The sequence below is a fragment of the Marinobacter sp. tcs-11 genome (assembly GCF_002049515.1).
Classification (GTDB): Bacteria; Pseudomonadota; Gammaproteobacteria; order Pseudomonadales; family Oleiphilaceae; genus Marinobacter; species Marinobacter nauticus.
Genome location: NZ_LLYU01000023.1, coordinates 1 through 25,613, shown reverse-complemented (window position 1 = coordinate 25,613; position 25,613 = coordinate 1). Strand labels below are relative to the sequence as shown.

At 58.1% G+C, this 25,613-nt stretch carries 21 protein-coding genes; 13 read left to right on the top strand and 8 right to left on the bottom strand.

What is annotated here, in order from left to right; all coding sequences use genetic code 11:
• Positions 1 to 34 precede the first annotated feature (34 nt).
• Both nudC and murI read left to right on the top strand, forming a co-directional pair.
• On the top strand, positions 35 to 871 hold the full coding sequence (gene nudC / locus ARC85_RS17245) for an NAD(+) diphosphatase (protein WP_286715608.1): 837 nt from the start codon (positions 35 to 37) through the stop codon (positions 869 to 871).
• Positions 864 to 1,709, top strand: a complete 846-nt coding sequence (murI, locus tag ARC85_RS17240) for a glutamate racemase (RefSeq protein WP_286715607.1) — start codon at positions 864 to 866, stop codon at positions 1,707 to 1,709. Before nudC ends, murI begins: the two co-directional genes overlap by 8 nt.
• Here the strand turns inward: murI and ARC85_RS17235 are convergent.
• The 4 genes from ARC85_RS17235 to ARC85_RS17220 form a co-directional block, all read right to left on the bottom strand.
• Complete coding sequence (locus ARC85_RS17235; protein WP_014420787.1) at positions 1,687 to 2,694, bottom strand: DUF2156 domain-containing protein; 1,008 nt, start codon at positions 2,692 to 2,694, stop codon at positions 1,687 to 1,689. The two genes, murI and ARC85_RS17235, sit on opposite strands and share 23 nt — an antisense overlap.
• A 44-nt stretch (positions 2,695 to 2,738) precedes the next feature.
• Positions 2,739 to 3,392 (bottom strand): class I SAM-dependent methyltransferase, encoded by a 654-nt coding sequence (locus ARC85_RS17230; protein WP_011785691.1) that lies wholly within the window; start codon positions 3,390 to 3,392, stop codon positions 2,739 to 2,741.
• Between the two features lie 235 nt (positions 3,393 to 3,627).
• Positions 3,628 to 5,805, bottom strand: a complete 2,178-nt coding sequence (locus ARC85_RS17225; protein ID WP_224851510.1) for a putative bifunctional diguanylate cyclase/phosphodiesterase — start codon at positions 5,803 to 5,805, stop codon at positions 3,628 to 3,630.
• A 24-nt stretch (positions 5,806 to 5,829) separates the two neighbouring features.
• Complete coding sequence (locus ARC85_RS17220) at positions 5,830 to 7,797, bottom strand: HDOD domain-containing protein (protein WP_286715606.1); 1,968 nt, start codon at positions 7,795 to 7,797, stop codon at positions 5,830 to 5,832.
• A 248-nt stretch (positions 7,798 to 8,045) separates the two neighbouring features.
• Here ARC85_RS17220 and ARC85_RS17215 point away from each other — a divergent pair, with 248 nt between their 5' ends.
• From ARC85_RS17215 to ARC85_RS17195, 5 genes are all read left to right on the top strand, one after another.
• Positions 8,046 to 9,371, top strand: coding sequence for a MinD/ParA family ATP-binding protein (locus ARC85_RS17215; protein WP_222179845.1), 1,326 nt, complete (start codon positions 8,046 to 8,048; stop codon positions 9,369 to 9,371).
• Between the two features lie 269 nt (positions 9,372 to 9,640).
• On the top strand, positions 9,641 to 11,182 hold the full coding sequence (locus tag ARC85_RS17210) for a fatty acyl-CoA reductase (protein WP_023007941.1): 1,542 nt from the start codon (positions 9,641 to 9,643) through the stop codon (positions 11,180 to 11,182).
• Between the two features lie 298 nt (positions 11,183 to 11,480).
• Positions 11,481 to 13,430, top strand: a complete 1,950-nt coding sequence (acs, locus tag ARC85_RS17205) for an acetate--CoA ligase (RefSeq protein ID WP_023007942.1) — start codon at positions 11,481 to 11,483, stop codon at positions 13,428 to 13,430.
• 39 nt (positions 13,431 to 13,469) lie between these two features.
• Complete coding sequence (locus tag ARC85_RS17200; RefSeq protein WP_011785685.1) at positions 13,470 to 14,135, top strand: response regulator; 666 nt, start codon at positions 13,470 to 13,472, stop codon at positions 14,133 to 14,135.
• A 481-nt stretch (positions 14,136 to 14,616) separates the two neighbouring features.
• Positions 14,617 to 15,699 carry a fatty acid desaturase family protein gene (locus tag ARC85_RS17195; RefSeq protein WP_286715605.1) on the top strand — a complete coding sequence of 361 codons (1,083 nt, stop codon included), beginning with the start codon at positions 14,617 to 14,619 and terminating at the stop codon, positions 15,697 to 15,699.
• Between the two features lie 166 nt (positions 15,700 to 15,865).
• On the opposite strand, the gene ARC85_RS17190 is transcribed toward ARC85_RS17195, so the two are convergent.
• A complete protein-coding gene (locus tag ARC85_RS17190; RefSeq protein WP_228224901.1) occupies positions 15,866 to 16,846 on the bottom strand; it encodes a D-2-hydroxyacid dehydrogenase in 981 nt (326 codons plus the stop codon).
• 200 nt (positions 16,847 to 17,046) lie between these two features.
• On the opposite strand from ARC85_RS17190, the gene ARC85_RS17185 reads away from it, so the two are divergent.
• From ARC85_RS17185 to ARC85_RS17175, 3 genes are all read left to right on the top strand, one after another.
• Positions 17,047 to 18,273, top strand: a complete 1,227-nt coding sequence (locus tag ARC85_RS17185) for a pyridoxal phosphate-dependent aminotransferase (RefSeq protein ID WP_011785682.1) — start codon at positions 17,047 to 17,049, stop codon at positions 18,271 to 18,273.
• Positions 18,274 to 18,281: 8 nt separating this feature from the next.
• Positions 18,282 to 18,473, top strand: a complete 192-nt coding sequence (locus ARC85_RS17180; RefSeq protein ID WP_011785681.1) for a CPXCG motif-containing cysteine-rich protein — start codon at positions 18,282 to 18,284, stop codon at positions 18,471 to 18,473.
• Positions 18,474 to 18,562: 89 nt separating this feature from the next.
• Positions 18,563 to 19,129, top strand: coding sequence for a YceB family lipoprotein (locus ARC85_RS17175; protein ID WP_286715603.1), 567 nt, complete (start codon positions 18,563 to 18,565; stop codon positions 19,127 to 19,129).
• A gap of 93 nt (positions 19,130 to 19,222) precedes the next feature.
• Here ARC85_RS17175 and ARC85_RS17170 read toward each other — a convergent pair whose 3' ends face one another.
• Both ARC85_RS17170 and ARC85_RS17165 read right to left on the bottom strand, forming a co-directional pair.
• On the bottom strand, positions 19,223 to 20,482 hold the full coding sequence (locus ARC85_RS17170) for an aspartate aminotransferase family protein (protein ID WP_011785679.1): 1,260 nt from the start codon (positions 20,480 to 20,482) through the stop codon (positions 19,223 to 19,225).
• A gap of 43 nt (positions 20,483 to 20,525) precedes the next feature.
• Positions 20,526 to 21,680, bottom strand: a complete 1,155-nt coding sequence (locus ARC85_RS17165) for an isocitrate/isopropylmalate dehydrogenase family protein (RefSeq protein ID WP_286715601.1) — start codon at positions 21,678 to 21,680, stop codon at positions 20,526 to 20,528.
• Between the two features lie 204 nt (positions 21,681 to 21,884).
• Here ARC85_RS17165 and ARC85_RS17160 point away from each other — a divergent pair, with 204 nt between their 5' ends.
• Positions 21,885 to 22,649: an EAL domain-containing protein gene (locus ARC85_RS17160; protein WP_014420796.1), complete on the top strand. Its 765-nt coding sequence runs from the start codon at positions 21,885 to 21,887 to the stop codon at positions 22,647 to 22,649.
• A gap of 23 nt (positions 22,650 to 22,672) precedes the next feature.
• Complete coding sequence (locus tag ARC85_RS17155) at positions 22,673 to 23,029, top strand: hypothetical protein (RefSeq protein WP_014420797.1); 357 nt, start codon at positions 22,673 to 22,675, stop codon at positions 23,027 to 23,029.
• Here the strand turns inward: ARC85_RS17155 and ARC85_RS17150 are convergent.
• Positions 23,023 to 23,925 (bottom strand): LysR family transcriptional regulator, encoded by a 903-nt coding sequence (locus tag ARC85_RS17150; protein ID WP_286715599.1) that lies wholly within the window; start codon positions 23,923 to 23,925, stop codon positions 23,023 to 23,025. The genes ARC85_RS17155 and ARC85_RS17150 overlap by 7 nt on opposite strands.
• Positions 23,926 to 24,069: 144 nt before the next feature.
• Between ARC85_RS17150 and ARC85_RS17145 the strand changes: the two genes are divergently transcribed.
• Entirely contained in the window at positions 24,070 to 25,281 is a 1,212-nt protein-coding gene (locus tag ARC85_RS17145) for an acyl-CoA dehydrogenase family protein (RefSeq protein ID WP_272998951.1), read from the top strand.
• The last annotated feature ends 332 nt before the right edge of the window (positions 25,282 to 25,613 follow it).

Below are 25,613 nucleotides of genomic sequence, written 5' to 3'. Positions count from 1 at the left end.
GGAACTGGCATTCAGGTAGCAGGAAAGGCAGGGCATGGCAGACAACAAGGCACAGTGGACACCCGGGTGGAGCGAGGCTTTGCCGAAGCAGGGCGATCTGCTGCTGGCGTTCTCAGGCAACAGTATCCTGAAGCCGGCTGATGGCTGGTTCCTTCGCTGGGGTGGCCCGGAAATGGGTGGCAGCCGACCGGAGGCGCTGTCTCTGGGCACCTGGGAGAGGCGCCCTCTGTATGTCACCATGCTGCCGGATACGGGTGTGCCGGGCATGCAGACTCTATCCCTGCGTGAGGCCATGCTGCTCACGCCCGAGGCGCCGGCGGATCTGCTCAGCACCGGTTATCAGGTCTGGCAGTGGTGGCAGGACCATCGTTACTGTGGCCGCTGTGGAGAGAAAACCGGATCCCATCCGCGCGAACGGGCACGCTGGTGCAACCGGTGTGGCATCCCCTGGTACCCGCGCATTGCCCCTTGCATCATTACCGTCATTCGCCGGGACGACCGCCTCCTGCTGGCAAAATCCGCGCGGGTTACCCGCAACTTCTACAGTCTGATCGCCGGTTTTGTGGAGCCGGGCGAGAATCTGGAGCAGGCGGTGGCCCGGGAGGTAATGGAGGAAACCGGTTTGGTGGTGACCAATATCCGTTATCAGGGCTCGCAGCCCTGGCCATTTCCTCACCAATTGATGCTGGGCTTTTTTGCCGACTACGAGAGCGGCGAATTGCGGTTGCAGGAAGATGAGCTGGCGGACGCTGGCTGGTTTACGGTGGATGAACATCCTCCGGTTCCGCCGGAAACCACCATAGCGGGGCGATTGATCAACGCGATGAAAGCGGAGATTACGGTCCGTCATGGTGATAATCACGATGACTGATCGAAGCCCGAGGGTGCTGGTGTTTGACTCCGGGGTCGGTGGCCTGAGTGTCGCAGCCTGTATCCACCAGATCTTGCCGGGTGCCGAGCTGGTTTACCTGGCGGATAATGCCGGCTTTCCGTATGGCGACAAGCCTGAACAGGTGGTGATCGAACGCTGTTGCACGCTTATACGGCAATGCCTGGCCCGGTTCCCCTGTGATGTGGTGGTGGTGGCCTGCAATACCGCCAGTACCGTTGTCTTGCCCGAGCTCAGGGCCGCCATTGCTGTGCCGGTGGTGGGGGTAGTGCCGGCGGTCAAACCGGCGGCGGCCTGCTCCACCAATCGCCGCATTGGCCTGTTGGCGACACCGGCGACCGTCAAACGCCCATATCTGGATGATCTGATTCAGGAGTTTGCCCGGGATTGCGAGGTGGTCCGCCTTGGCCATCCTGCCCTGGTGCGATGGGCAGAGGAACTGGTTGGCGGTTCTGCGCCGAATCAGGTGGAGGTGGATGAGGCCATGGTGCCGCTGCGCGAAGCCGGTGTCGACACGGTGGTTCTGGGCTGCACTCATTACCCGCTATTGTTGCCCTGGTTACGCAAGGCGTTGCCGGAGGTGATGCACTGGGTGGAGTCCGGCGAGGCGATAGCCCGCCGTGTGGCCTGGTGGTTTGAACAGGCCGGTGACCTGCCCTGCGCGCAGACACCACCGAACCACTCCGGGGCTGTGGTGATCAGTGCCTGCTTTTCTGGTGATGCGCCGGACGATCTTGGCCCGTTCATGTCGGAAATGGGCATCCCGGTGGGGCTGGTGGCCGGCCACTGGCCCGGCGTTACAGTAACCGGGTCAGTTTGAACATGGCGAGGAACTCCAGAGCTGGAATAGCCCGCTTGTGGCAGCAGTAGGTCTTGAATCCATCGCCGCGGAAACGTGATTTGGTGAACTCCAGCCCCTTGAAGTTGTACAGGAAGTTTCCTTTCTCATAGATGCCGTGGAGCATCTTTTTGAGCAGCCGGCTTTCCTGGTGCTCCGTGGCTTTGTCCAGGGACAGGGGAATCAGGCCCAGGTCCAGAAACGGCACACCCTCGGCTTTGAACACGTCCATGGCGTGGGCCATCAGGGTATAGAATATGCCCTGACGAAAGTCCGCGTTGGCGCGGGATATGTTGGGCACATAACTGATGATTTCGTTGTTGCGATAGATCGGGTCGAAGTAGATAAAGCCGACGGCTTTGCCATCCTGATAGGCGTAGAAATGCCGTTCGTTTTCCCGATAATCCATTTCCATCGGGCGAATCAGGAAACGGATTTCGTTGCTCTTGCATTTTCGGGTGCGAATCCAGGCTTCCGAGATTTCCCGCGTGTGGTCATCACTGAAACGCTCTTTAACCGTGATCCCGTTCTTTTCGGCCTGGTTCAGGGCGGTTCTCAGAATCTGCTTTTTCTTGCCGCTGAGGGACCATTTGCGCAGGTCGATGCGGGATTCGCTGCCAAACTGGGTGCCGTAGAGCCCGAAGCGTAGATGCAGGAAATCCACCACCGGTTTGGAGACCTGGATGTAGCAGGCATTCGGAAACTTCTGGTGGAAGCGCTCCAGAATCACCGGAAAGTTCTCGGGTGCGCAAACCGGGTCTGACAGCACAAAGGTGCCGCCCCATTTACGCATGTAGGCCACGTAGCCCATCCCTTCAACATCGAAGTACTGCATCCCCGGCTGCAGAGTCGAGAAGGACTGTGAGTGCACGCCGAACTGCTTGAGGTAGTTCACCCGCTCTGAAAACGTAAACTGTCCGTCGGTGAGTCCCTGGGTACGGTCCAGTGCAAGAATCTGGTCTGACATGATGACGCTCCCGATAACCTGTTGTTGTTTTTGGTGTCAGGGGTTCAGGCCTGTTTTCGGCCGAGGATGGACCAGTAGCAGTCCATGTTCAGAAGCTTGAAGTGCTTCTTCTCGGTTACCTGCAGGCCCAGGCGCTGCATGTGCTCGGGGTAGTTGTAGATCTTGTGGAAGGCGTTGTTGGCAAACAGCCAGAAAATGAACACCGCCATGTACCAGTAGAGTTTCTTGAACATGCGGGACAGGATGTTGCCCGTCGGGTAGCAGAAGTCGCCGACAACCACTCTGGCATCGGCTTTGCCCAGGCGAATCAGGTGCTCGAGCACCTTCACCATCATGTCTTCGTCAAACACGTTCAGGAAAAAGTTGGCGACCACCATGTCGTATTGCTCGAACTCATCCACCTTCATGATGTCGCTGTGGATGCGGCGTATGGTCAGATGAGGCGCTTCTTTATGCTGGGCATCGGCGAATTTGCGCAGCATGGTTTCGGACAGATCGACCACCGTTACCTCCGCTCCCAGCTCTGCGGCTCGGATAGCGTCCCGGCCGTGGCCGACGCCGGCAAAGAGAATGCGGTCTCCGGGTTTTACCGTTTCCACATCCAGCATGGCGGTCTTGCAGCGATGGATGTTCTTGCCGCTGTAGAGATTGCTGAGAAAATCGTAGACGGGGCCAATATACTTGTACTTGTCGCGCATGATGACTGCTGCCTTCTTCTTGTTCCCTGGTTGTCCGCCACCGTTATTGTGATTGTTGCTCCGACAGCCTGTCGGACATTCCGGTGATCGGTTACTGATAAACCGAGCTTAGAGAAGGGGTAGGTTGAAAGATGTGCAGTACTGCGCATTTCCGGATACACAAAGTAACGTAAGGATACACTTTGCAAACCGGGTCAATGTTTTGGTTCTGAGTGTCAGACAATCGATAATCGTTTTAGCCGGTATGTGCGAAGGCCAGACCATCTTTGGCCAGCAACCGTGTAATGTCGGCGGCGGGTCGGGCGGGGCCGTAGAAGAAGCCCTGAACCTGGTGACAGCCGAGGCTTTTCAGGTATGCAAGTTGGTCGTCGGTTTCCACACCTTCGGCCACAATCTCGAGTTTCAGGCCGTGTGCCATGGCGATAATGGCGTTGACGATGCAGGCTCCGTCTTCGCCACTGCGTATGGCTTTAACAAAGGACTGGTCCACCTTCAGAGTGTGAATCGGTAGACGGTGCAGGTAATTGAGCGAGGAATAGCCGGTACCGAAATCGTCGATGGCGATGCGCACGCCGGTGGCGGCCAGCTCCTTGAGCTTGCGGCTGATCTGTTCAAGATCATTCATGATCACATTTTCTGTGATTTCGATTTCCAGGTTATCGGCCGGGAAGTTGTGGGCGGCCACCCGGTTCATCAGGGTTTCGACGAATCTGGGGTGCTCCACCTGGCTGGGGGAGAGGTTCACCGCCAGGCGCAGGTCGGAATGCCCGCTACTGATCCAGCGGCCCACGTCGCGGCAGGCCTGATCGATAACCTGTTCACTGAGTTTGCCAACCAGCCGGGTTTCTTCTGCCAGGGGCAGGAAATCCCCGGGGTAGAGCAGTCCCCGTTCCGGGTGCTGCCAGCGCACCAGGGCCTCCAGGCCCACCACCCGGTTGGAACGGGAGCATACCTGAGGCTGGTAAAACACCCGGAGCTCGTTGCGTTCCAGTGCCAGGCGAAGATCCCGTTCCAGGCTCAGCCGGTTGGCGGTGTTGATGCTCATGCTGTCGGAATAGAAGCGATAGCCATCTTTACCCCGCGCTTTCACGTGGTACATGGCAATATCGGCGTTCTGTATCAGCAGATCCATGGTCTCGCCGGCTTCGGGGAATACTGAAATCCCGATACTGACCCCCACAAAGACCTCGTGGTCTCCCAGCTGGAACGGCGCTTTCAGAGCGTTGATCAGTTTACGGGCAATGTTCCTTGCGTCGTCGTTGCCGTGAATGCTCGGCAATAACAGGGTGAATTCATCGCCCCCGAAGCGGGACAGGGTGTCTCCCCGGCGCAGGCACTTTTCCAGTCGATGCGTGACCGCCTGCAACAGGCGATCTCCCATGGCGTGTCCGAGCGTGTCGTTAACCACCTTGAAGCGGTCCAGATCCAGAAACATCACGGCAAGTTTCTGCTGGCTGCGTCGTGCATGGGTGATGGCCAGTTCCAGCCGGTCTTTGAACAGAGCCCGATTCGGCAGCCGGGTCAGCAGGTCGTGGTAAGCCTGGAAATTGATGAAGGCCTCGGCCTCCTTGCGCTCGGTGACATCGCGGGCGATGCCATAATAACGCGCTGGCTGGCCGGTGCAGCCGCCCTGGGTCTTGCCGGTCTGGGGCCAGGTTTGTGGGTCTACCGGGAAGGCGGTGATCTCGAAATGACGGGTGGCCTTGCGGCTGCCCCGGGTTTTCAGGCGGACCTCCAGCACCCGGGGATTATCCGCAGAGATGTTGGGGCCCTGCAGAGCATAGGTGCCACGGGCCACGTCCCGGTCATCCAGTATATGGCGGAAATGCTGCCCGCAGAGCTCTGAGGGCTGATAGCCGAGCAGGCTTTCGACCTTGTTGTTGATGAAGCAGATATGCCCGGTTTCATCGAGCATGAACACGATGTCCGGCGAGCTGTTGACGATATAGCGGTGCAGGGCCTCGGATTTCTCCAGCCGGGACTGAACCATCTCATGGGCCCGAATAAGTGACTGCTTGCCCAGAACCCCTTCCACAGTCGCCAGCAATTCTTCCGGGTCAAAGGGTTTACGGATGTAATCCAGTGCGCCTCGGCGCAGGGCCCGACTGACGGTGCTGAAAGACGACTCTCCGCTGACCACAATGACACCGCAATCCGGCTGCAGCCGGCCGGTTTCAGCCATTACCTGAAAACCGTCCAGCTCTGGCATGTTCAGATCCAGCAGGGCCAGATCAAAGGCTTGCCGGTGAAGCTGTTCACAGGCCTGTCGCCCACCGTGGGCTTCTGACACCTCAAAACCCCGGCTCCGCAGGAGGTCGGCCAGGGTTTTGAGCAGGCGTGGCTCATCGTCTGCCACCAGGATGCTGGGGCGTCGTGAAAGGCTGGAGGACTCTGTGGTCTGTGCGCTCGCCATGGGTGTGTGTCCGTGGTTTCGTCGTCAGTCGGTGTCGTTATCGTTTTGACTTGCCGCCGGCAGCAGTATCCGGAAGGCCGTGCCTTCCTGGCCGGTGTGGCAAGCAATGATGCCCTCCATGTCATCAATCAGTTGTTTAACAATGCTCAGCCCCAGGCCGCTATGGCCATCTCCCTTGGTGCTGTTGACCGGTTCAAACAGTCGGCGTTGCAATGGCTCCGGAATGCCGGGACCGTTATCGGTGACCTGCAACTCAACCCAGCGTCGCCGGTTCTGAAACAGGGGTGCCGTGGTTTTCAGAGTGACGGTTCCGGGCCGCTCTCCAAAACCCTCAACTGCGTTTCTGACCAGATTAAGGACGATCTGGCGGACCGCAGAGGGGGCTGCCTGTACTTGAGTGTCCGCTTTGCAGAGGTGCAGGTGAAGCTCCCGGTGATCGTCATGGAACAGGCTATCCCGAAGGATCCTGCCCAGACCGGTCAGTTCTTCGTTCAGATCGGTGTCGGAGCCTGTTGCTTCGGCTGCGTGCTGGCTGATCTGCAACAACAGGTTGCCGGCACGCTCGAGTTCTTCCTGAATGATGTTCAGCTCATCCTGAACATCTGGATCCTGGAGCCGGCTGCGCAGCTGGAACAGGTACTGGCGGATAATGGTGAGCGGGTTACTGACCTCGTGTACCTGTCGGCGCAGACGATCGTTCACCATTTGCTGGTCCGAGCCAAGGCGATCGGCAGATGACAGCTCGAGAACCGCTGAGAGTTCCCGGGTGAACAACTCTCCGAGGTTGCGCGCACCCGCCACTGTCTGGTCGTCGATGCCAATCACGAACACACTGTCCCCGGTTGCAACCGGGAGCGCCAGTAGTGAGGGTGCGGCCAGCAAGGAGCACAGCTGTTGATCAAGCACGGTGGGTTCGGTCTGATCCATGGTTGTGGTGGTGCCGGTTCTCAGAGCAGTGGTTAGCGCGCTGTCGCCGTAGGCTGGATTAACGGACATCTCCGGCAGTTGCCGGCAGGTGCCTGAACGTAGCGTAAGATCCTCACCCTCCCGGCTGAAGCAGAGCACGGGCAGACCGGTGATCAGTGCCAGGCTGCTGGCGGCTTCCGACACCAGTGTGGAGAGGTTTTCCGGGCCAGAGGCTGGCAACGCCAGCGCGGTTCGCACCATGGTGTGTTCCAGCAGCCGCTGGTTCAGCTGACGTCTGGCCTCGCGGGCATCGTAATCAGTATCCAGAGGGATACCGAGGGAGGCAGCCACGCTGGCAACCTCTTCGCCGATCTTCTTGTTGATCTCACGGGTAAGATCTTCCTGCAACCCGAAGATGGTGGCCGCTGCCCCTACGCCTACGGCATCAGACAGAGCTAGCCGGGTAGAGAGACTGACCACCTTGACCAGGTGCCCGGCATCCCTCAGTTGTCCTGGCAGGGCCTGTTGATAGCGCATGGCATCGACCGCCATTGTGCCCAGCCCCCAGGAGGACACAAGCCCGGCGGCGATGTCGTTCTGCTGGTTCAGTATCTGTTGCTTGCGTTCGGGGCAAGGTGTTTTGATCGCAATGAGCTCGCCAATGTTATGCATCATCCCCAGAAGAAAGGCTTCTTCCGGTTCCGGGTAGCGGGTCAGCGTAGCCAGCGTCTTGGCCGTCAGTGCGGTGGTCAGGGAGTGCCGCCAGAAGTCCCTCAGTTGTTGCCACTCGTCGCCTCCAAGTTCAAACATCAGCTGTCGCAGCGCGGACGTCAGTAGCAGCGTCTGGAATTTTCGGGTCCCCAGTCTCAACAGGGCCTGTTCAACAGAATGGCTGGGAGCTCCCCGTTGGTATAGCGCGGAGCTGGTGAGGGCGAGTAACCGGGTAACGAGGGCGGTGTCGGCAGAAACGATACGGCTGATTTCGCGATAGCTTTGACCGGAATGGCAGGCGTCCAGAGCGCGCAGGATAACCTCCGGAAGGCTCGGCAGCTGTAGATCTGACGCAATATCCGTCGCTGTAGTCATGGCACGCCCCTATAGTCCTGCGCGGTCCGCTGATGGCCGTGCGCAAGCTTCCCTGTTCTGTATTGAAATAATATGACAGGGTGTTCATTCTTCTTGTTGGTCCCTGAGCTTAGACAATAATCCGTCACTATTAAATACTTATTGGTGCTTTTTTAAGCAATCTATCATCCGGTCTGTGATATGTGTACCCTTTTTACAGGTTAAAATGTCGCTTATAGTGACAAGTTTAAGCGTCCAGGCTGTTTTTCATGGAAGTCCCCAAGCAGACACAAAGCCAGAACCCAGCGCAAAAATCGCGCCAGACCCGAACCATTGCCATTACGGGTGGAAAGGGCGGTGTTGGCAAGACCACGGTGGCGCTGAACCTGGCCATTGCCCTGTCCGAGCAGGGCCAGAAGGTGCTTCTGCTGGATGGCGATACCGACCTTGCCAACGTCAGCATTATGGTAGGTGCCTACCCTCAGCGCACGCTTGCCGATGTGGTGGCGGGGCGATGCGTCATGCAGGATATTATCATGACCACTTACGGCGGGCTGGATCTGATCCCAGGTGCATCCGGTGTGCAGAGCTGTATGGAGATGTCGGAGCAGGGTGGTCTGGCTGTTCTGCGGGCACTGCATGAGCTTGAGAACCGCTACGACACCGTTATTATCGATACGGCGTCGGGTTTACAGTCGGTGGGATTGCACATGATTGCTGCTGCCGAGCTGGCCTGTCTGGTTGTCACGCCTGATCCGGCCTCACTAACCGACGCTTTTTCTCTGATGAAGGTACTCAAACGCCGCGGCTACCGCCGGACTCCGGCAGTGATCGTTAATATGGCGCAGGGGGCCAGTCAGGCGCGCTCTGTGTTTCAGCGTTTTAATGGTGCCTGTCAGCGCCATCTGCAGTGGTCGCTTCATTATCTGGGCGGGCTCTGGCGTGATGAAACTCTGCGTCAGTCAGTGCTGGACCAGATGCCGGTGACGGTGCTGCCGGCTTCGGACCCCTCCTGTCGGCAGTTTCACTCCCTGGCCGAGATGCTGAACGTTCATGTTGGCCGACTGCCCCCAAGAAAGGCGGGGATCGCCGCTTATTGGTACCGGGCCGCCAAACGCGCCACTGAGTCGGACGCAGGTAATGGCCAGAACAGTGGGGCGGATAAAAGCAGCCGGCAGCATTGTCTGGATCTGATCGCACAATTAGAGAAGGCCATGATATCGGTATCCGATGATGTCATGCTCAGATATGAAGCATTTACCCGGCTGTTTGCACTGTTGGGGCGCAGTCCCGATGCCGACACGGTGGAGATCATTCAGACCAGTCTCGCCGCCATGAACTGGGATAAGCTGCCGACTCGCGATCGCGCCAGTCTTGCTCGTCATTTGCGGCATTTGTCAGATGAGTTGGCGCCACCGCCGAGTGACCAGCCCCCCTCTCAGGCGGTTCATCACAGCCTTGAGGGGCCTCTGTATGACCGGGTCAGTTTTGGTGAGCAGGAGCAACTGGTACGCGCCCTGCGGGAAAAACCGGCCAATGTCTCACTGGACGACCTGTTGCGGGCGCTGGCGGGCAAAGACCGAACAGGCTCCTGAGGCAGCCGTTTCCGGGGCGATCCATGTGCCTTTTTAATTGTCATTTTATTAGCGTTTTTTGTGTCGTAATTTTGCAGTCTGTCACCATGCTGTCACGTTCATTGTGTGAGAATTGACCGATATCGTGGCTCGTGGCCCGCAATATGCAGGCACTCTGACAGGCGGTTGCAACAGGGAATCAGTGACGACGGGGAAAGGGATGTGCCCCGCCCGCACAGTACTGGCCGGCGTCAGATCGGCATTGGTGATCTCAGAGAAGGAGTTCTATCATGGCAATACAGCAGGTACATCACGCTGACACTTCATCATCAAAGGTGCTCGGGCAGCTCCGCGGCAAGCGGGTTCTGATCACCGGTACCACCGGCTTTCTGGGCAAGGTGGTCCTCGAAAAGCTGATTCGGGCGGTGCCTGATATCGGCGCTATTTACCTGCTGATCCGGGGCAATAAACGGCACCCGGATGCTCGTTCCCGTTTCCTGGAAGAAATTGCCACGTCCTCGGTGTTTGACCGTCTTCGCGAGGCCGATTCAGAGGCATTTGACGCCTTTCTGGAAGAGCGCATTCACTGCGTGACCGGTGAGGTGACCGAAGCGGGTTTCGGGATAGGGCAGGAAGACTATCGCAAACTCGCCACCGAACTGGATGCGGTGATCAACTCTGCCGCGAGCGTGAATTTCCGTGAAGAGCTCGACAAGGCTCTGGCCATCAACACCCTGTGCCTTCGGAATATTGCCGGCCTGGTGGATTTGAATCCGAAGCTTGCGGTCCTGCAGGTCTCCACCTGCTATGTCAATGGCATGAACTCGGGGCAAGTAACCGAATCGGTGATCAAGCCGGCAGGCGAGGCCGTGCCGCGTTCCCCGGACGGCTTCTATGAGATAGAAGAGCTTGTTCGCCTGCTGCAGGATAAAATTGAAGACGTTCAGGCCCGTTATTCCGGCAAAGTGCTGGAGAAGAAGCTGGTGGACCTGGGGATTCGGGAAGCCAACCGCTATGGCTGGAGCGATACCTACACCTTTACCAAGTGGCTGGGCGAACAGTTGCTGATGAAGGCGTTAAACGGGCGCACCCTGACCATTCTGCGTCCTTCGATTATCGAAAGTGCCCTGGAGGAGCCGGCACCCGGCTGGATTGAGGGGGTGAAGGTGGCAGATGCCATCATCCTGGCTTACGCACGGGAAAAAGTGACCCTGTTCCCGGGCAAACGCTCCGGTATCATCGATGTGATTCCAGTGGACCTGGTGGCCAACTCCATCATCCTTTCCCTGGCGGAAGCTCTTGGAGAACCCGGTCGGCGCCGCATCTATCAGTGTTGCAGCGGGGGCGGCAATCCAATCTCCCTGGGTGAGTTCATCGACCATCTCATGGCGGAATCAAAAGCCAATTACGCTGCCTACGATCACCTGTTCTACCGGCAGCCCAGCAAGCCGTTTCTGGCGGTTAACCGGGCGCTGTTTGATTTGGTGATCAGCGGTGTTCGCTTACCGCTCTCCCTGACGGACCGTGTGCTCAAATTACTGGGAAATTCCCGGGACCTGAAAATGCTCAGGAACCTGGATACCACCCAGTCGCTGGCAACCATTTTTGGTTTCTACACCGCGCCGGATTATATCTTCCGCAACGATGAGCTGATGGCGCTGGCGAACCGGATGGGTGAGGTCGATAAAGGGCTGTTCCCGGTGGATGCCCGCCTCATTGACTGGGAACTCTACCTGCGCAAGATTCACCTGGCCGGGCTCAATCGCTATGCCCTGAAAGAACGAAAGGTGTACAGCCTGAAAACCGCGCGCCAGCGTAAAAAAGCAGCCTGAAAAACGTCGCCGGGGCAGGAAAGCGCTTCTGCCCCGGTTTCTTCCTTCTGTTTTGGCCATTTCCTGCGGGCCAACTATCCTTGAGAGTATTACCTGGTAGTGGCCCGTCCCTGCCCTTATCGCTGCATTTCTGAGCAGGTTGCCCCTAATTGCCGGGCATCTTAGGACGTTAGTCTAATTCATTGTGCGGTGGCACACATGTTGAACTACAGGCATCTGTCTTGCGGGCGAAAAACGCCCGACCACCCTGAATTTAAAAACCGACAATGACAACAGACTCAGATCAAGGGGGAGCACAATGACTGACAAGCAGGTATATCCGGTAAGTCCGGAGGTCGCCGAGCGCGCACTGGTCAGCAAATCGCAATATGAGGAAATGTATCGCCAGTCCGTAGAGGACCCGAATACCTTCTGGGGCGAGCATGGCAAGCGTATTGACTGGATCAAGCCGTTCACCAAGGTCAAGAACAGTACCTACGATTACAATAACTTGTCCATCAAATGGTTCGAGGACGGTGTCCTGAACGCTTCGGCCAACTGCCTGGACCGTCACCTGGAACAGCGGGGCGATCAGACCGCGATCATCTTTGAGGGGGACGATCCCTCGGTATCCCGGAATGTCACCTACCGGGAGCTCTACGAAGAGACCTGCAAGTTTGCCAACGTGCTCAAGGATCAGGGCGTCAAGAAGGGTGATGTGGTTACCATCTACATGCCCATGATTGTTGAAACTGCCGTTGCCATGCTGGCCTGCGCACGTATTGGTGCGATCCACTCTGTGGTGTTTGGTGGCTTCTCTCCGGAAGCTCTGGCCGCACGGATTGTGAACGGCAAATCCCGTTTTGTAATTACCGCAGATGAAGGTCTGCGTGGTGGCCGTGCCATCCCACTGAAGAAGAACGTGGATTCCGCCCTCAAGCATGAGGACGACGCCAAGGTCGACAAGGTGATCGTGGTGTCGCGTACCGGTAACGATCAGGTACCCTGGACCGAAGGCCGCGACCTGCGTTACGAAGATCTGATGAAGAACGCCTCGGCCGAGTGCCAGCCAGAGCCAATGAATGCGGAAGACCCGCTGTTCATGCTGTACACCTCGGGCTCTACCGGTGCGCCGAAAGGCGTTCTGCACACCACCGGTGGCTACATGGTCTACGCCTCCATGACCCACCAGTACGTGTTTGACTATCACGATGGCGATGTTTACTGGTGTACCGCTGACTTCGGGTGGGTAACCGGCCACAGCTACATCCTCTATGGCCCGCTGGCAAACGGTGCCATCACTCTGCTGTTCGAGGGGGTGCCCAACTATCCGGACAGTTCCCGCATGGGGCAGGTGGTCGACAAGCACAAGGTCAACATCCTGTATACTGCACCGACCGCTATCCGCGCACTGATGGCGCAGGGTGAGTCCTGCATGGACGGCACCACCCGTAGCAGCCTGAAACTGCTGGGCTCTGTGGGTGAGCCAATCAACCCGGAAGCCTGGGAGTGGTATCACCGCGTAATCGGTAACAGCAAGTGCCCGATCGTAGATACCTGGTGGCAGACTGAAACCGGCGGCATCCTGATTTCTCCGCTGCCTGGCGCGGTGGACCTGAAGCCGGGTTCCGCGACGCTGCCGTTCTTCGGCGTTCAGCCGGCATTGGTTGATAACGAAGGCAACATCCTGGAAGGCAAGACCGAAGGCAACCTGGTGATCCTCGACAGCTGGCCGGGCCAGATGCGCACCATCTACGGTGATCACGAGCGTTTCGTTCAGACTTACTTCAGCACCTACAAGGGTATGTACTTCACCGGTGACGGTGCCCGTCGGGACGAGGACGGTTACTACTGGATTACCGGTCGGGTGGATGACGTTCTGAACGTCTCTGGCCATCGACTGGGCACTGCGGAAGTTGAGAGTGCGCTGGTTGCCCACGATAAGGTGGCTGAAGCTGCCGTGGTGGGTTACCCGCATGATATCAAGGGGCAGGGCATCTACGTGTACGTAACCCTGGTGCAGGGCGAGGAGCCCAGCGACGAGCTCAAGAAAGAGCTGGTACAGTGGGTGCGTAAGGAAATCGGCCCGATTGCCTCGCCGGATGTGATTCAGTGGGCACCTGGACTGCCCAAGACCCGGTCTGGCAAGATTATGCGCAGGATTTTGCGTAAAATTGCCGCTAACGAGCACGATCAGCTTGGAGATACATCCACTCTGGCTGATCCGGGCGTAGTGGATGAGCTGATCAGCAGTCGGGCGTTCAAGTAACGCCCCGCTGCTGGCACTAACCTGTGAGGAATCTGTTGAATGACACAAACAATTATCGTCGCTGATGATCACCCGCTGTTTCGGGCAGCACTGAAACAGGCGGTCAATCAGGCGGTGCCGGATGCCGAGACGGTGGAGGTCGACAGCATCAAGGCGCTGCAGGCGGCGGTAGAGTCGCACCCGGACGCGGACCTGATCCTGCTGGATCTGAACATGCCGGGTGCCCATGGCTTTTCGGGTCTGGTGTTCATGCGAGGCCAGTACCCGGGTTTGCCTGTGGTGGTTGTGTCCGGTTCAGAAGATCTGCAGGTGATGCGCCGCTCGATTGATTACGGTGCTTCCGGCTTTATTCCCAAATCGGCACCTTTGCCAACCATTACCGAGGCTATACAGGCGGTGCTGGAGGGGGATGTCTGGCTGCCGGAGGGAGTCGCCGACAAGATTGAGCGGATGCAGGCTGAGACCACGGATTTCTCTGAGCGTCTGGCGTCGCTGACACCGCAGCAGTTCCGGGTGTTGGGGATGCTGGCCGAGGGGCTTCTGAACAAGCAGATCGCTTACGATCTGGATGTTTCGGAGGCGACGATCAAAGCTCACATCACGGCGGTGTTCCGCAAGCTTGGGGTTCGTAATCGGACTCAGGCGGTGATCGCCATTCAGCAGATGGAGCTGGATCCTTCGGAGCAGTCGCTTTCGGGGAGTTGAGGTTTTAGCTTTTCAGTTTGTTTCAAAACGGGAGCCTTTGGGCTCCCGTTTTTGTTTTCGGCTTGCTTGTGTTCTGTAGCTCTCGGGGCTGGTGCTGTGCCGCAGGTGGGGAGGCTTTCCCTGGGACCGCTACGAGCACCCGCAAGCGGGTCCAGCCAGCAATCATAGATTGCCGTCGTTCTGCTGCGCATGAAGCTTCGCTTCATAATCGCTTGCCTCACCCATGTGCGCTTCTCTTTGGCCATCCATGGCCAAAGACATCCCAGGGAAAGCCTCCCCACCTGCGTCATCATGCTTTGGTGATTGCTTATCGGGATACGCTTGTTACCCATTTTATGGGCGGGTTCCCTTTCTCGTTCTTTGGCCATTGTTTTATTGGGTTTTCTGTTGTAGTTTTCGACTAACAAGTGTGCGCTGAAAGTTTGGTACATGGTGGGTGTGTTCAACAGCAAATGGTGACAGGTAAAAGATGAACGCAGCAGTGAAACCCGAAACAAGTGTGAGTGCGGTTTTCGGAAAGCCGGACGAACGGGAACTCCGGGATCGCATGAAAAAGGAACTTCCCGCTGACACGTTCAAGCCGCAGACGTGGCGGGTGATCTGGTTTCTGCCCCTGCAGGCCATTATCTGGGGTGGTCTGGCCGTCATCCTGATGGCAGGTTTGCCGTGGTACGCCAATCTGGGGCTGGCGTTGCTGGTGGGGCACACCATTGGTTGCCAGGCGCTGTTGGCCCATGAGGTGCTGCATGGTGCTCTGGGCATGAGCCGGCGCTGGCAGAATGTGTTTGGCTGGCTGGGGTTTGGGCCGTTATTGGTGCCGCCGGAGTTCTGGCGCAAGTGGCACAATGTGGTGCATCACGGTAACACCAATACCGGTGATACGGATCCGGACAGCTTCGGTACACTGCGCCGTTACAAGACCAACCCGGGCCAGAAGAAGTTTCACAAGCTGGCTCCGGGTTCCGGTACCTGGTACAGCTATCTGTTCCTGACTTATTCGTTCACGTTCCACGCCCAGCTGGTGCTATGGATTCAGGCGAAACGCCGCAAGCAGTTCAAGGGGTTTGATCGCCGGAAGGCCATCGCGCAGGTGTTTCTGTGCCTGGGGGGCTGGCTGGCGCTGGCTGCCGTTTCTGGCTCGCTCGCGCTGTTTACGGTGCTGATTCCGTTCATGGTGGCCAACGCGCTGGGCCAGGGCTATATCCTCACCAATCACTTCCTGCGCCCACAGACCGCCACCAATAACCCGCTGGATAACTCGATGAGCCTGCGCAGCCATCCGGTGCTGGACCGACTGCATTTCCGCTTTAGCCACCACATCGAACACCACTTTTTTCCGAAAATGGCCCACAACATGGCGCCGAGGGTTCGCAAGTGGCTGGAGGAAAACGAGCCGGAGCGTTATATGGCCATGCCTCACGGCACGGCGCTCAGGATGCTGTACACCACTCCGCGGGTGTACAAATCCCCGACGGAGTTGGTGGATCCTAATGATGAAAGCCGGGTATTTGATTTACTACCGTTGCAGGCGCAGTTCTCTGCAGCTAGTCGCTATCAGGTCTAGTGAGTAAGGCGGCATATTCGTAGGAACGGATGACCGGTAGGGCTTTCCAAAACTGTGCGGAGCCAGGGATGGCGGAGCTCAAGCGTCACATGGATGTGCCGAAGGAGCGTGTTTTGGAAAGCCCTACCGGTTAGCCGATCCGGTGTCAGACAAAGGAGTCCGAGCACTAACTCCCGGCGTAACCAAGCTCCTTGTTCACCAGGTTAAACAGCTCGCCCTGCTTGTGCCACCGATCAAAGTTCTCCAGGAACTGATCCGTGAGCGCCCGCTTCCAGCCGATAAAATCACCGGCCATATGGGCGGTCATGATCACGTTTTCCCGCTGCCAGAGCGGGTGGTCTGAGGGCAGTGGTTCCTCTTCGAAAACATCCAGTCCGGCGCCGGCAATCTCGCCATCGTCGAGTGCCTTGAGCAGAGCCTCGGTATTGACGATCGGGCCGCGGCCGATGTTGATCAGGCGTGCGGTCTTTTTCATGGCGGCAAAGGCTTTGGCATCAAACAGGCCTTCGGTTTGTGGCGTCAACGGCGCCGCAATCACCACGAAGTCTGCATGTGAGAGCTGCTCATAAAGCTCATCGTTGCCATGCACCGCCACGAAATCCGGGTCATCATGTCTCGGGGTACGGGCGATACCGTGGGCGTGCAGGCCGATGGCATTTACCAGCCGGCCAATCTGGCGGCCGATGGAGCCAGCGCCAACCACCAGTACCTGTTTGCCCTCGGCCCGTTCGGTATCTCTGTGTTTCCACTCCTGATTCATTTGCAGCCGGATGGAGCGGGGGAAATCCTTGGCGAACATCAGGATGGTGCAGAGTACGTATTCGGCGATGGTGCGGTCGAAAATGCCACGGGCGTTGGTGACCACCACATCGCTCTTGATCAGGGCGGGAAACATCAGCGCATCTACCCCCGCGCTGGTGGCGTGAATCCATTGCAGCTTGTCAGCACAGGGCCAGGCCGCTTCAAGGGCTTCGGTACGGAAGTCCGTGACCATCATGACATCGGTGCCGGGCAGGCTTTCACGCAGGGTGGGTTCGTCGCAGGCGAAGCGCACTTCAGCCCGGGCCTTGACCGCCTCTATACCCGGCGGTGCCGGCTCTCCCGGTGCTGTCAGAACGGTAACGACCGGTTTGCGTGAATCTGTCATGTAACCTCCGGTAATGGTGCACTCAATAACGACTGTCTTACTAGTCTGGTAGGCGGTTGTGGGCTGGTCAACCTGAGGCGGCCGGAACCGGTTTTTCAGGGGTTCGGTTATCCTTTAGTCCCGCTTGCTTGTACGCCCCCTCTTTCCTGACTAACCTGCAAAGGTACTCTTTTGTTTACCCTGTCCCCCAGGAGGTGCTTATGGCGGAATCCGCGAACAAGGACACCGGCCAGACCAAGCCGCGTAAAGTGAAGTACCGGAAGACCAAGGCCAGTTGGAACCCTGCCATGCAGGCCATTCCTGTTTCGGGGATTCGTCGCCTGGTGAATATGGCATCTACCATGAAGGATGTGATTCACCTGTCGATCGGCCAGCCAGATCTGCCCACGCCCAAGCATGTTATCGACGCCTACATTGATGCGCTCAATGCCGGCCAGACCGGTTACACCATGGATGCCGGCCTGCCGGAGTTGCTGGTTGCACTACGGGATTACTATGGCAAGCGCTACAACCGCAAGCTCACCCGTGACAACATCCTGGTAACGAGCGGCGCGACTGAAGCCATGTATCTGGCCATTTCGGCCACCTCGGCGCCCGGGCGGCAGTTCATCGTGACCGACCCATCGTTTCTGTTGTATGCACCTTTGATCCGGATGACCGGGGGTGAGGTGAAGTTTGTTCCCACGCGGGCCGAGAACAACCACCAGCTGGATCCGGACGATGTGATTCGGGCCATGGGCTCCCGCACCTTTGCGCTGATCCTGAACAACCCGAACAACCCCACCGGGGCGGTGTATCCCCGCAGTACCGTGGAGACCATTCTGGAAGAGTGCGCCTATCGTGGTATCCAGGTATACGCCGATGAAGTGTATGACCACCTGATTTTTGATGACGATGATTTTGCCAGTGTCCTCAATTGCTCCATGGACCTGGACAACATCATGTGCATCAGCAGTTTCTCCAAAACCTACAGTATGGCCGGCCTGCGCGTGGGCTGGGTCATTTCCAGTCAGGCGGCGATCAAATCCCTGCGCCGGTACCATATGTTCACCACCTCAGTGGCCAATACCCCATCCCAGTTTGCCGGCGTGGCGGCGCTGACGGCCGACCAGCAATGCGTTCAGGACATGGTGGATATCTACCGGGAGCGTCGGGACAAGGTTGTCGAGTTGATTGATCAAACCCCTTACCTGACCGGCTACAAGCCCGGTGGTGCCTTTTTCGCCTTCCCGGACTTGCCGCCCCACGTGGATGGTTCGGATCTGGCCTTGCGCATGCTCAAGGAAACCGGTGTCTGCGTGGTGCCGGGGGATGCCTTTGGTGAGCACTGCACCAACGCCCTGCGGTTCAGTTTCTCCACCACCTGCGAGCGGATGGAAGAGGCCTTCGACCGGATCATCCCCTGGATGGCCAAGCAGCAGTTCTGAGGCCTGGCATGTCGGCTCTGGAATCCGTCCTGATTCAATGCCCCTACTGTTGGGAGACGCTGGATGTCAGCGTCGACCCGACCGTGCCTGAGCAGGAATATGTCGAGGACTGTCAGGTGTGCTGCCAGCCCATTGTTCTGACTGTCCAGTTGGAAGAGGGGCGAGTCGTCAGCGTGGATGCCCGCCCAGAGAATGAGTAAGCGCATGACCAATCGTTAATGCCAGTCAGTTGCGGTGCAGGGCGCTCTGACGCAGGATAAAAGCCGACCAATTTGCAGGGAATCCAATCATGTTGAATCACGCCAAAGCCTGGCTGCTGTCTCTGTTCGTTGTGCTGACGGCTAGCGGCTGCGCAAGCCTTTCGCCCTACGCCATCTCCGAGGGTGAGATTGAGGGTCACCTGAAGGATGTGGTGGCGGAGTTTGATCGAAAACAGCTGCAGAGTGGGTCGCCTCTCAGTCTCAGCCTGGATGACGCTGATATTACCCTTGGGCCTGATGGTCGGGACGTAGCGGTGATCGACCTGCGTGGACAGGTAGCCCTGAATGCGTTGATGGCCAAGTTACCCGTGGACCTCGCTTTGAAAGTGGAGGGTGCGCCGGTATACGACAGCCAGGAGAAAGCAGTGTATATCCGCCGCTTGCAGTTGCTGGAGAGCTCGATTGACTCGCCCTTCTTCAAAGGGGATCTGGCACCCATCACCGACAATGTCATGCGGGCGGTGGCTCAGATGCTGGAAACCATGCCGGTGTATCGTCTGGATGAAACCGATTTCGCCCAGCGCATGTTCGGGAGGGTACCGATGGATGTGAGGGTAGCCCCGGGACGACTGGAGTTTGTGATGGCGGATCAGTAAGGCCAGATCCTGCCTTACGGTGAGTGGAAGCAAAAAAGGCCGGGTGGATGACGTTCCGCCCGGCCTTTCTGTTTGCTGGTACCTGCCTATGGCTCAGGCCGTGGCTTTCAGTGCCTCTTCGAAGATGCCGGTGGCTTCGTCAATCTGTTGCTGGTTGACGATCAGCGGCGGCAGCCAGCGCACTATTTCCTGGTATGGGCCACACCGCAGCATCAGCAGCCCCCGCTTTTCACATTCTTTCAGGATCTTGCCGGCGCGTTCTCCGTCCGGGCAGTCTCCGCGGCGCATCTCCACGCCAACCATCAGGCCTTTGCCCCGAACATCTGCCATTTCCGGGTAGTCTTTTTTCAAACTGTGCAGGTTGTCCCACAGGCGTTTGCCCATCGCATCGGCGTTCTGCACAAGGCCCTCTTCCTGAATCACGTCGATGGTTGCTATGGCGGCAGCCGCCGCTACAGCGTTGCCGCCATAGGTGCCGCCCTGAGAACCCGGCCAGCCCTTGGCCATGGTTTCTTCTGAAGCCGCCAGAGCAGAAATGGGGAAGCCGCTGGCCAGGCCTTTGGCGATCATGATTGCGTCGGGTGTTACCCCGAAGTGTTCGTGGGCCCAGAACTTGCCGCTGCGGCCGAACCCGGCCTGTACTTCGTCAAACACCAGCATGATGCCGTGCTTGTCGCAGCGCTCCCGCAACCCCTGCATAAAACGAGCGTTGGCCGGCACATAGCCACCCTCGCCCTGGACCGGCTCAATCAGCATGGCCGCGGTTTCCTTGGGGGCGGAATAGGTCACGAAGATGCGATCCAACTCTCTCAGGCAGAAGTCCGTGGCCTCATCCAGGCTCCAGCCGTAATGGAAGGCGTGGGGGAATGGCGCGACGACCACGCCCCCCATCATCGGGCTGACACCGGCTCGCAGGCCCACGCTGGAGGTGGTCATGGACAGTGAGCCCATGGTGCGACCATGAAAGCCGCCATGGAATACGATCACATTGGGGCGACCGGTGGCCTGGCGCACCAGGCGGATGGCACCTTCGGCAACTTCGGTGCCTGCATTGGAAAAGAAAAAGGCATTCAGCGGATCCGGGGTCACTGCGCCGAGTTTTTCTGCCAGTTCAGGTAGTCTCGGGTTCATGACTGTGGTGGCCTGGGCATGGATCATGGTGGCTACCTGTTTCTGGGCGGCTTCCACCACTTTCGGGTGACAGTGCCCGGTACTGGTGACACCAATGCCGGATGTAAAGTCCAGGTAACGGCGACCTTCAGGGTCAATGATATAGGCACCTTCGCCTTTGGCCGCGGTGATGCCGGTAGCCTGCTTGAGCAGGGGGGACAGTTTGCCTTTGTGGTCGGTCATGGACACCTCCCGAAGTGAATGGAATACCTCTTTTGCAGCCTAGTCAGGCCCCAAGGCGTTTACAAATAGCATCCCCGATTTCCCGGGTGCTGCGTTGTTCAGAGCCTTTCTCTGCGAGATCCGCGGCCACCGCATCAAACAGTTCCTGCCCGGCCTGGGCCAGCAACGGGTCTTTTCGGCCTAGCCAGTCCAGCATGCGGGCGGTGGTAAACAGCATGGCGGTTGGATCAGCGATGCCCTGGCCGGCGATATCCGGCGCGCTACCGTGGGTCGGTTCAAACATGGAGGGCATGTCCGGGTCGGTCGGGTTGAGGTTGCAGGACGGAGCTACCCCCATGCCCCCCGAGATCACGGCGGCCAGATCGGTCAGAATATCGCCCTGGAGGTTGCTGGCTACGACTACGTCAAAGGCCCAGGGGCTGGAGACAAATTTCATGCAGGCGGCATCCACCAGTTCGTGATGGGTGGCTACATCCGGGAATTCCCGGCTGATTTCCTCAAACACTTCGGAATACATGTCACCCCAGTAGCGCAGGGCATTGCGCTTGGTGATCAGGCATACCTGGCTTTCGCAGGTCTTGCCATCCAGTGTCCGGAAACTGCGGGTGCGGCCTTGCTGAATACGTTCGCCGGCCCGTTTACGAGCCTGTTCAAAGCCGTACCGGATAATGCGCTCAGTGGCCCGGCGGGTGAACACCTCCATCTGGGTGGCCACTTCGTCGGGCGATCCCGGGCGCAGCCGGCCACCCTGACTGACGTACTCACCCTCGCTGTTCTCGCGAATCACCAGCATATCGATGTCCTTGGCACGGTCATCTTTCAGGTACTGGCGTGCGCCGGGGAGCAGTCGTGCCGGGCGTTCACACACCCACTGGTCAAAGCCTTTTCGCATGTCCAGCAGGGGCGCGAGCGAAATGCTGTCCGGTAACAGATAGCGCTCCGGGTCGTGCATGGGGCCCGGATCTCCCAGCGCGCCCAGCAGTATGGCGTCGTAGGCCTTGAGCTGCTCAAGGGCATCTGTGGGCCAGGATTCGCCGTGTTCTTCGTGCCAGGCGTGAGAGGGCCATGGAAAACGGGTCCATTCCAGTGGCAGGCTGTGCCTGGATCGCAGTGTCTCCAGGCATCGCACGGCTTCCGCGACCACTTCCGGGCCGATACCATCTCCGGGTGTTACTGCAATACGGGTGGTCTGGGCCATCCATGAACCTCCTTTTAAGAGCGGCTTGACGGATTAAATACACCAAAACCAGTGTAGACCCGCAGCCGGCAGATGCCACCCGACTATGGGAGGTATAGCGAGTTTTCGTTTTACCCGATTGCGGATGGTGTCTATAGTTGAATGTGATTGATTCTTTTACAGTTCCACCCGAATTCATTTCGAGCGAGCCGCTCTGGAGCTTCTGTGGATAGACCCTCTGTTCTTTTTGATGAGTCCCATTGCGACGAGTGCGCCTGTGGTAATGGCCTCGACTTTTCGTTCAGCTTTGCCTTCCAGCCTATTGTTGATGCCACCAATAAAACGGTGTTTGCATACGAGGCGCTGGTGCGGGGAACCGAGGGGCAAGGGGCCATGACCGTGCTGGATAAGGTGAATAGCCAGAACCAGTATGCGTTCGACCAGATATGCCGGGTCAAGGCGGTGAAGCTGGCGTCGCGGCTCGATATGAAGGCCATGTTGAGCATCAACTTCATGCCCAACGCGGTCTATCAGGCAGAATATTGCATTCGTACCACGCTGGCGGCCGCCAAGACCTATGATTTCGACACCCGGAAGATCATCTTCGAGGTGGTAGAGGGTGAGGAGATGACCTCGGTTGATCACCTCACCTCCATCATCGAAGCCTACAAGAGCATGGGGTTCAGCACCGCCATTGATGATTTCGGTGCCGGTTACTCCCGCTACAACCTGATGATCTCGAGCCCGCCGGATTTGCTGAAGCTGGATATGGGGCTGGTTCGCAACATTCATGCGGAACCCAACAAGCAGGCAGTGGTCTCAGGTATCATCACCATGATGCGCCAGCTTGGCGGCCGAATTGTGGCGGAGGGCGTGGAAACGCCGGAAGAATACTTCTGGTTTCGTTCTCAAGGGATTGCCCTTTACCAGGGCTACCTGTTCGCCAAACCGGGATTCGAATGTCTGCCGGAGCCGGTGTTTCCCGACTGATTGACTCTTAACAGGATGTTTCCGTGCTCTATCGCCTGATTACCCTGATTGGCGGCCTGGTCTTTGTGGCTGCCTTGTTTGCCCTGGTCTGGTTCTTCTGCAAGAAGTTTCTGGAACATCATGGCGTGACCGACCAGACCTCGGACCGCGCGACTGTACTGGCTACCTGGACCTTTGCCGGAATCGCCATCGGACTGGTGTTTGCCGTCGTGGGCGCGTTCGTGCTTGGCCCATGGGCGTTCTATCGCACCCTGCGCGGTCATGGTGTCGACATTGCCGATGGTGCGGCTATCTGGTGGGGCTTCGGTATCGTGGCGGTATCTCTGGCGATTACCGCGGCTGGCTTCTTCGGCTTTCTGATGCTGGTCGGAGCCTATTGAGCCTGCTGCAGGTTGTGTAGCAAGTCCCGAAACCACACCAACGCCGGTTCCTGTTCATAGGCCTTGTGCCAATACAGATGCACATCAATCGACGGCATCTCCACCGGCGGCGCCAGCACTTCGATGTCGGTGTTCTGGGCAATGATCCGGGCGTAGGTTTCCGGCATCGTCAGTAACAGGTCTGAGCTCTCCACCACCCGGCAGGCCGCGTAGTAATGCTGGCAGCGTAGGCGAATAGTGCGCTGGGCGCCGTGGCGGGAGAGCTCGAAATCCTCAATACCCGGGCCCTCGGCTCGTGACGACACCAGAATGTGCCGGGCCTCCAGATAGCTGGCCATATCCAGCCCTCGCGCGATGACCGGGTGACCCTTTCGCGCCAACACCACCAGTCGGTCCTGCCTCAGCAGTTCATGGCTGGTCTGGTTGCTCACCGGCAGTAATACGTCAATGGCAAAGTCCAGCTTTCCTGCGGCCAGTTGCGTTTCCATGTCTCGTCTTGCCACCCGTTGACTCTGCACCTCCATGTCCGGATAGGGCGCGAGTTTTGAAATCAGTTGAGGCAGGAAGGTGGATTCCAGAACATCCCGAAGGCCGAGGGCGTAGGTTTTACGCTGGCTGGCGGGGTCGAAGGCGTGAAACTGATTCACTGCACTCTGGATCTGGTTCAACCCCGGGCGCATGGATTCCAGAAACCGTCGGGCCAGGGGGGTGGGCACCATCTGGTTACCCTGGCGGGTAAACAGCGGATCATTGAAATGATCCCGAAGCCGAGCCAGGGAATGGCTGATCGCAGGCTGGGTCAGATGCAGAGCCTTTGCGGCCCGCGTCAGGCTTCCTTCCCGATAGATAGTGTCGAAAACATGCAGCAGGTTCAGGTCCGGTCTATTCAGCGCCATGATGAGGTTCCGTTTTCTGAATAAGCATGGTTAATGATAAACGATAAGAACAATTCAGTCGCGTAATAATGCTTTGGCTCCTAGACTGATTCCCATCTTATCGACATTGCCCCCAACAGGGCGGCCAGCGCGAGGAGCTGCACCATGGATTTCAACATTTCCGAGAAAGGCCAGGATTACCTGAAGCGCGTGAAACAGTTCATGCGCGACGAGATTTTTCCCATTGAGGAGCAGTATCACAAGGAGCTTGCTTCTCAGGAAAACCGCTGGGTGGTGCTGCCGATCATCAAAGAACTGAAAGAAAAAGCCAAGGCCCAGGGCCTGTGGAACATGTTCTTCCCTGACGACAAGTACGGCTGTGGCCTGCTCAACTCCGACTACGCCCTGATTGCCGAAGAAACCGGTCGCAGCTTCATCGCCCCGGAAATCTTCAACTGCAACGCGCCGGATACCGGCAACATGGAAGTACTGATCCACTACGGCTCCGAAGAACAGAAAGCCGAATGGCTGCCGAAACTGCTGAGCGGCGAAATCCGCTCCGCCTTCTGCATGACCGAACCGGCCGTTGCCTCTTCCGATGCCACCAACATGGAAGCCACCGCCACCGTAGAAGGTGACGAAGTGGTGCTCAACGGCCGCAAATGGTGGAGCACTGGTATCGGCCACCCGGACTGCAAAGTGGGCATCTTCATGGGTGTAACCGACCCGGACGCGCAGAAGCACCGCCGACATTCCATGGTGCTGGTGCCGCTGGATGCCCCGGGCATCACCATCGAGCGCATGCTCCCGGTCTTTGGCGCCTACGACGAGCCCTACGGCCACGGCCAGGTGTTGTTCGACAACGTACGTTTGCCCAAAAGCGCCATCATCGCCGGCCCGGGCCGCGGCTTCGAAATCGCTCAGGGCCGCTTGGGGCCAGGCCGCGTGCACCACTGCATGCGTGCCATCGGGGCTGCCGAGCGCGCTCTTGAGATCATGATCAAGCGCGCCATGACCCGCGAAGCTTTCGGTCGGCCAATCGCCAAGCTGGGTGGCAATCCGGACATCATCGCCAATGCCCGGATGAACATCGAACAGGCACGGTTGCTGACCCTGAAATGTGCCTGGGCCCTGGATACCAAGGGCATTATGGGCGCGTTGCAGGAAGTGTCCATGATCAAGGCGGTGGTGCCGAAGATGCTTCAGCAGATTGTGGATGACGCGATTCAGATTCACGGCGGGGCCGGTGTCAGCGACGATGATTTCCCGCTGACGGCATTGTTCGGTTACGCTCGGGTTCTGCGGTTGGCCGACGGTCCCGACGAAGTGCATCGGGCCATGGTGGCGCGGCTGGAGCTCCGGAAGTACAAGTTCTGACTTTAGTTCGGGCTTTGGAGCCTGTGTTCTCCGGACCTCTTGGTTGGGAGCCGGGTGTTCGTCTTGGCCGCCAGTATTGGTGGTGGGAGCGGGTGGGTTGGGGGTTCTGAAAACCGCTCCTTACGGCACATCCCTGTGGCGCTTCTGCTCCGCCATCCATGGCTCCGCACATTTTCAGAACCCCCAACCCACCCGCTCCTTCAGACTGCTGAGAGGGGTGGCCAGAAGAAAACACTCTATGCCGTGAGGCATTAAGGATGTGCCAGCTAGATTTAGTTTTTTTGAACAGCTGACTAGAGAGTATGGGAGCTGATGCCGGGTAAGGCCTTCCA

What these genes read in the sequence shown, in the direction of transcription:
- nudC (WP_286715608.1), top strand. Translation starts at nt 35, where the DNA reads ATGGCAGACAACAAGGCACAGTGGACACCCGGGTGGAGCGAGGCTTTG.
- murI (WP_286715607.1), top strand. Translation starts at nt 864, where the DNA reads ATGACTGATCGAAGCCCGAGGGTGCTGGTGTTTGACTCCGGGGTCGGT.
- ARC85_RS17235 (WP_014420787.1), bottom strand. Translation starts at nt 2,694, where the DNA reads ATGTCAGACCAGATTCTTGCACTGGACCGTACCCAGGGACTCACCGAC.
- ARC85_RS17230 (WP_011785691.1), bottom strand. Translation starts at nt 3,392, where the DNA reads ATGCGCGACAAGTACAAGTATATTGGCCCCGTCTACGATTTTCTCAGC.
- ARC85_RS17225 (WP_224851510.1), bottom strand. Translation starts at nt 5,805, where the DNA reads ATGGCGAGCGCACAGACCACAGAGTCCTCCAGCCTTTCACGACGCCCC.
- ARC85_RS17220 (WP_286715606.1), bottom strand. Translation starts at nt 7,797, where the DNA reads ATGACTACAGCGACGGATATTGCGTCAGATCTACAGCTGCCGAGCCTT.
- ARC85_RS17215 (WP_222179845.1), top strand. Translation starts at nt 8,046, where the DNA reads ATGGAAGTCCCCAAGCAGACACAAAGCCAGAACCCAGCGCAAAAATCG.
- ARC85_RS17210 (WP_023007941.1), top strand. Translation starts at nt 9,641, where the DNA reads ATGGCAATACAGCAGGTACATCACGCTGACACTTCATCATCAAAGGTG.
- acs (WP_023007942.1), top strand. Translation starts at nt 11,481, where the DNA reads ATGACTGACAAGCAGGTATATCCGGTAAGTCCGGAGGTCGCCGAGCGC.
- ARC85_RS17200 (WP_011785685.1), top strand. Translation starts at nt 13,470, where the DNA reads ATGACACAAACAATTATCGTCGCTGATGATCACCCGCTGTTTCGGGCA.
- ARC85_RS17190 (WP_228224901.1), bottom strand. Translation starts at nt 16,846, where the DNA reads ATGACAGATTCACGCAAACCGGTCGTTACCGTTCTGACAGCACCGGGA.
- ARC85_RS17185 (WP_011785682.1), top strand. Translation starts at nt 17,047, where the DNA reads ATGGCGGAATCCGCGAACAAGGACACCGGCCAGACCAAGCCGCGTAAA.
- ARC85_RS17180 (WP_011785681.1), top strand. Translation starts at nt 18,282, where the DNA reads ATGTCGGCTCTGGAATCCGTCCTGATTCAATGCCCCTACTGTTGGGAG.
- ARC85_RS17175 (WP_286715603.1), top strand. Translation starts at nt 18,563, where the DNA reads ATGTTGAATCACGCCAAAGCCTGGCTGCTGTCTCTGTTCGTTGTGCTG.
- ARC85_RS17170 (WP_011785679.1), bottom strand. Translation starts at nt 20,482, where the DNA reads ATGACCGACCACAAAGGCAAACTGTCCCCCCTGCTCAAGCAGGCTACC.
- ARC85_RS17165 (WP_286715601.1), bottom strand. Translation starts at nt 21,680, where the DNA reads ATGGCCCAGACCACCCGTATTGCAGTAACACCCGGAGATGGTATCGGC.
- ARC85_RS17150 (WP_286715599.1), bottom strand. Translation starts at nt 23,925, where the DNA reads ATGGCGCTGAATAGACCGGACCTGAACCTGCTGCATGTTTTCGACACT.
- ARC85_RS17145 (WP_272998951.1), top strand. Translation starts at nt 24,070, where the DNA reads ATGGATTTCAACATTTCCGAGAAAGGCCAGGATTACCTGAAGCGCGTG.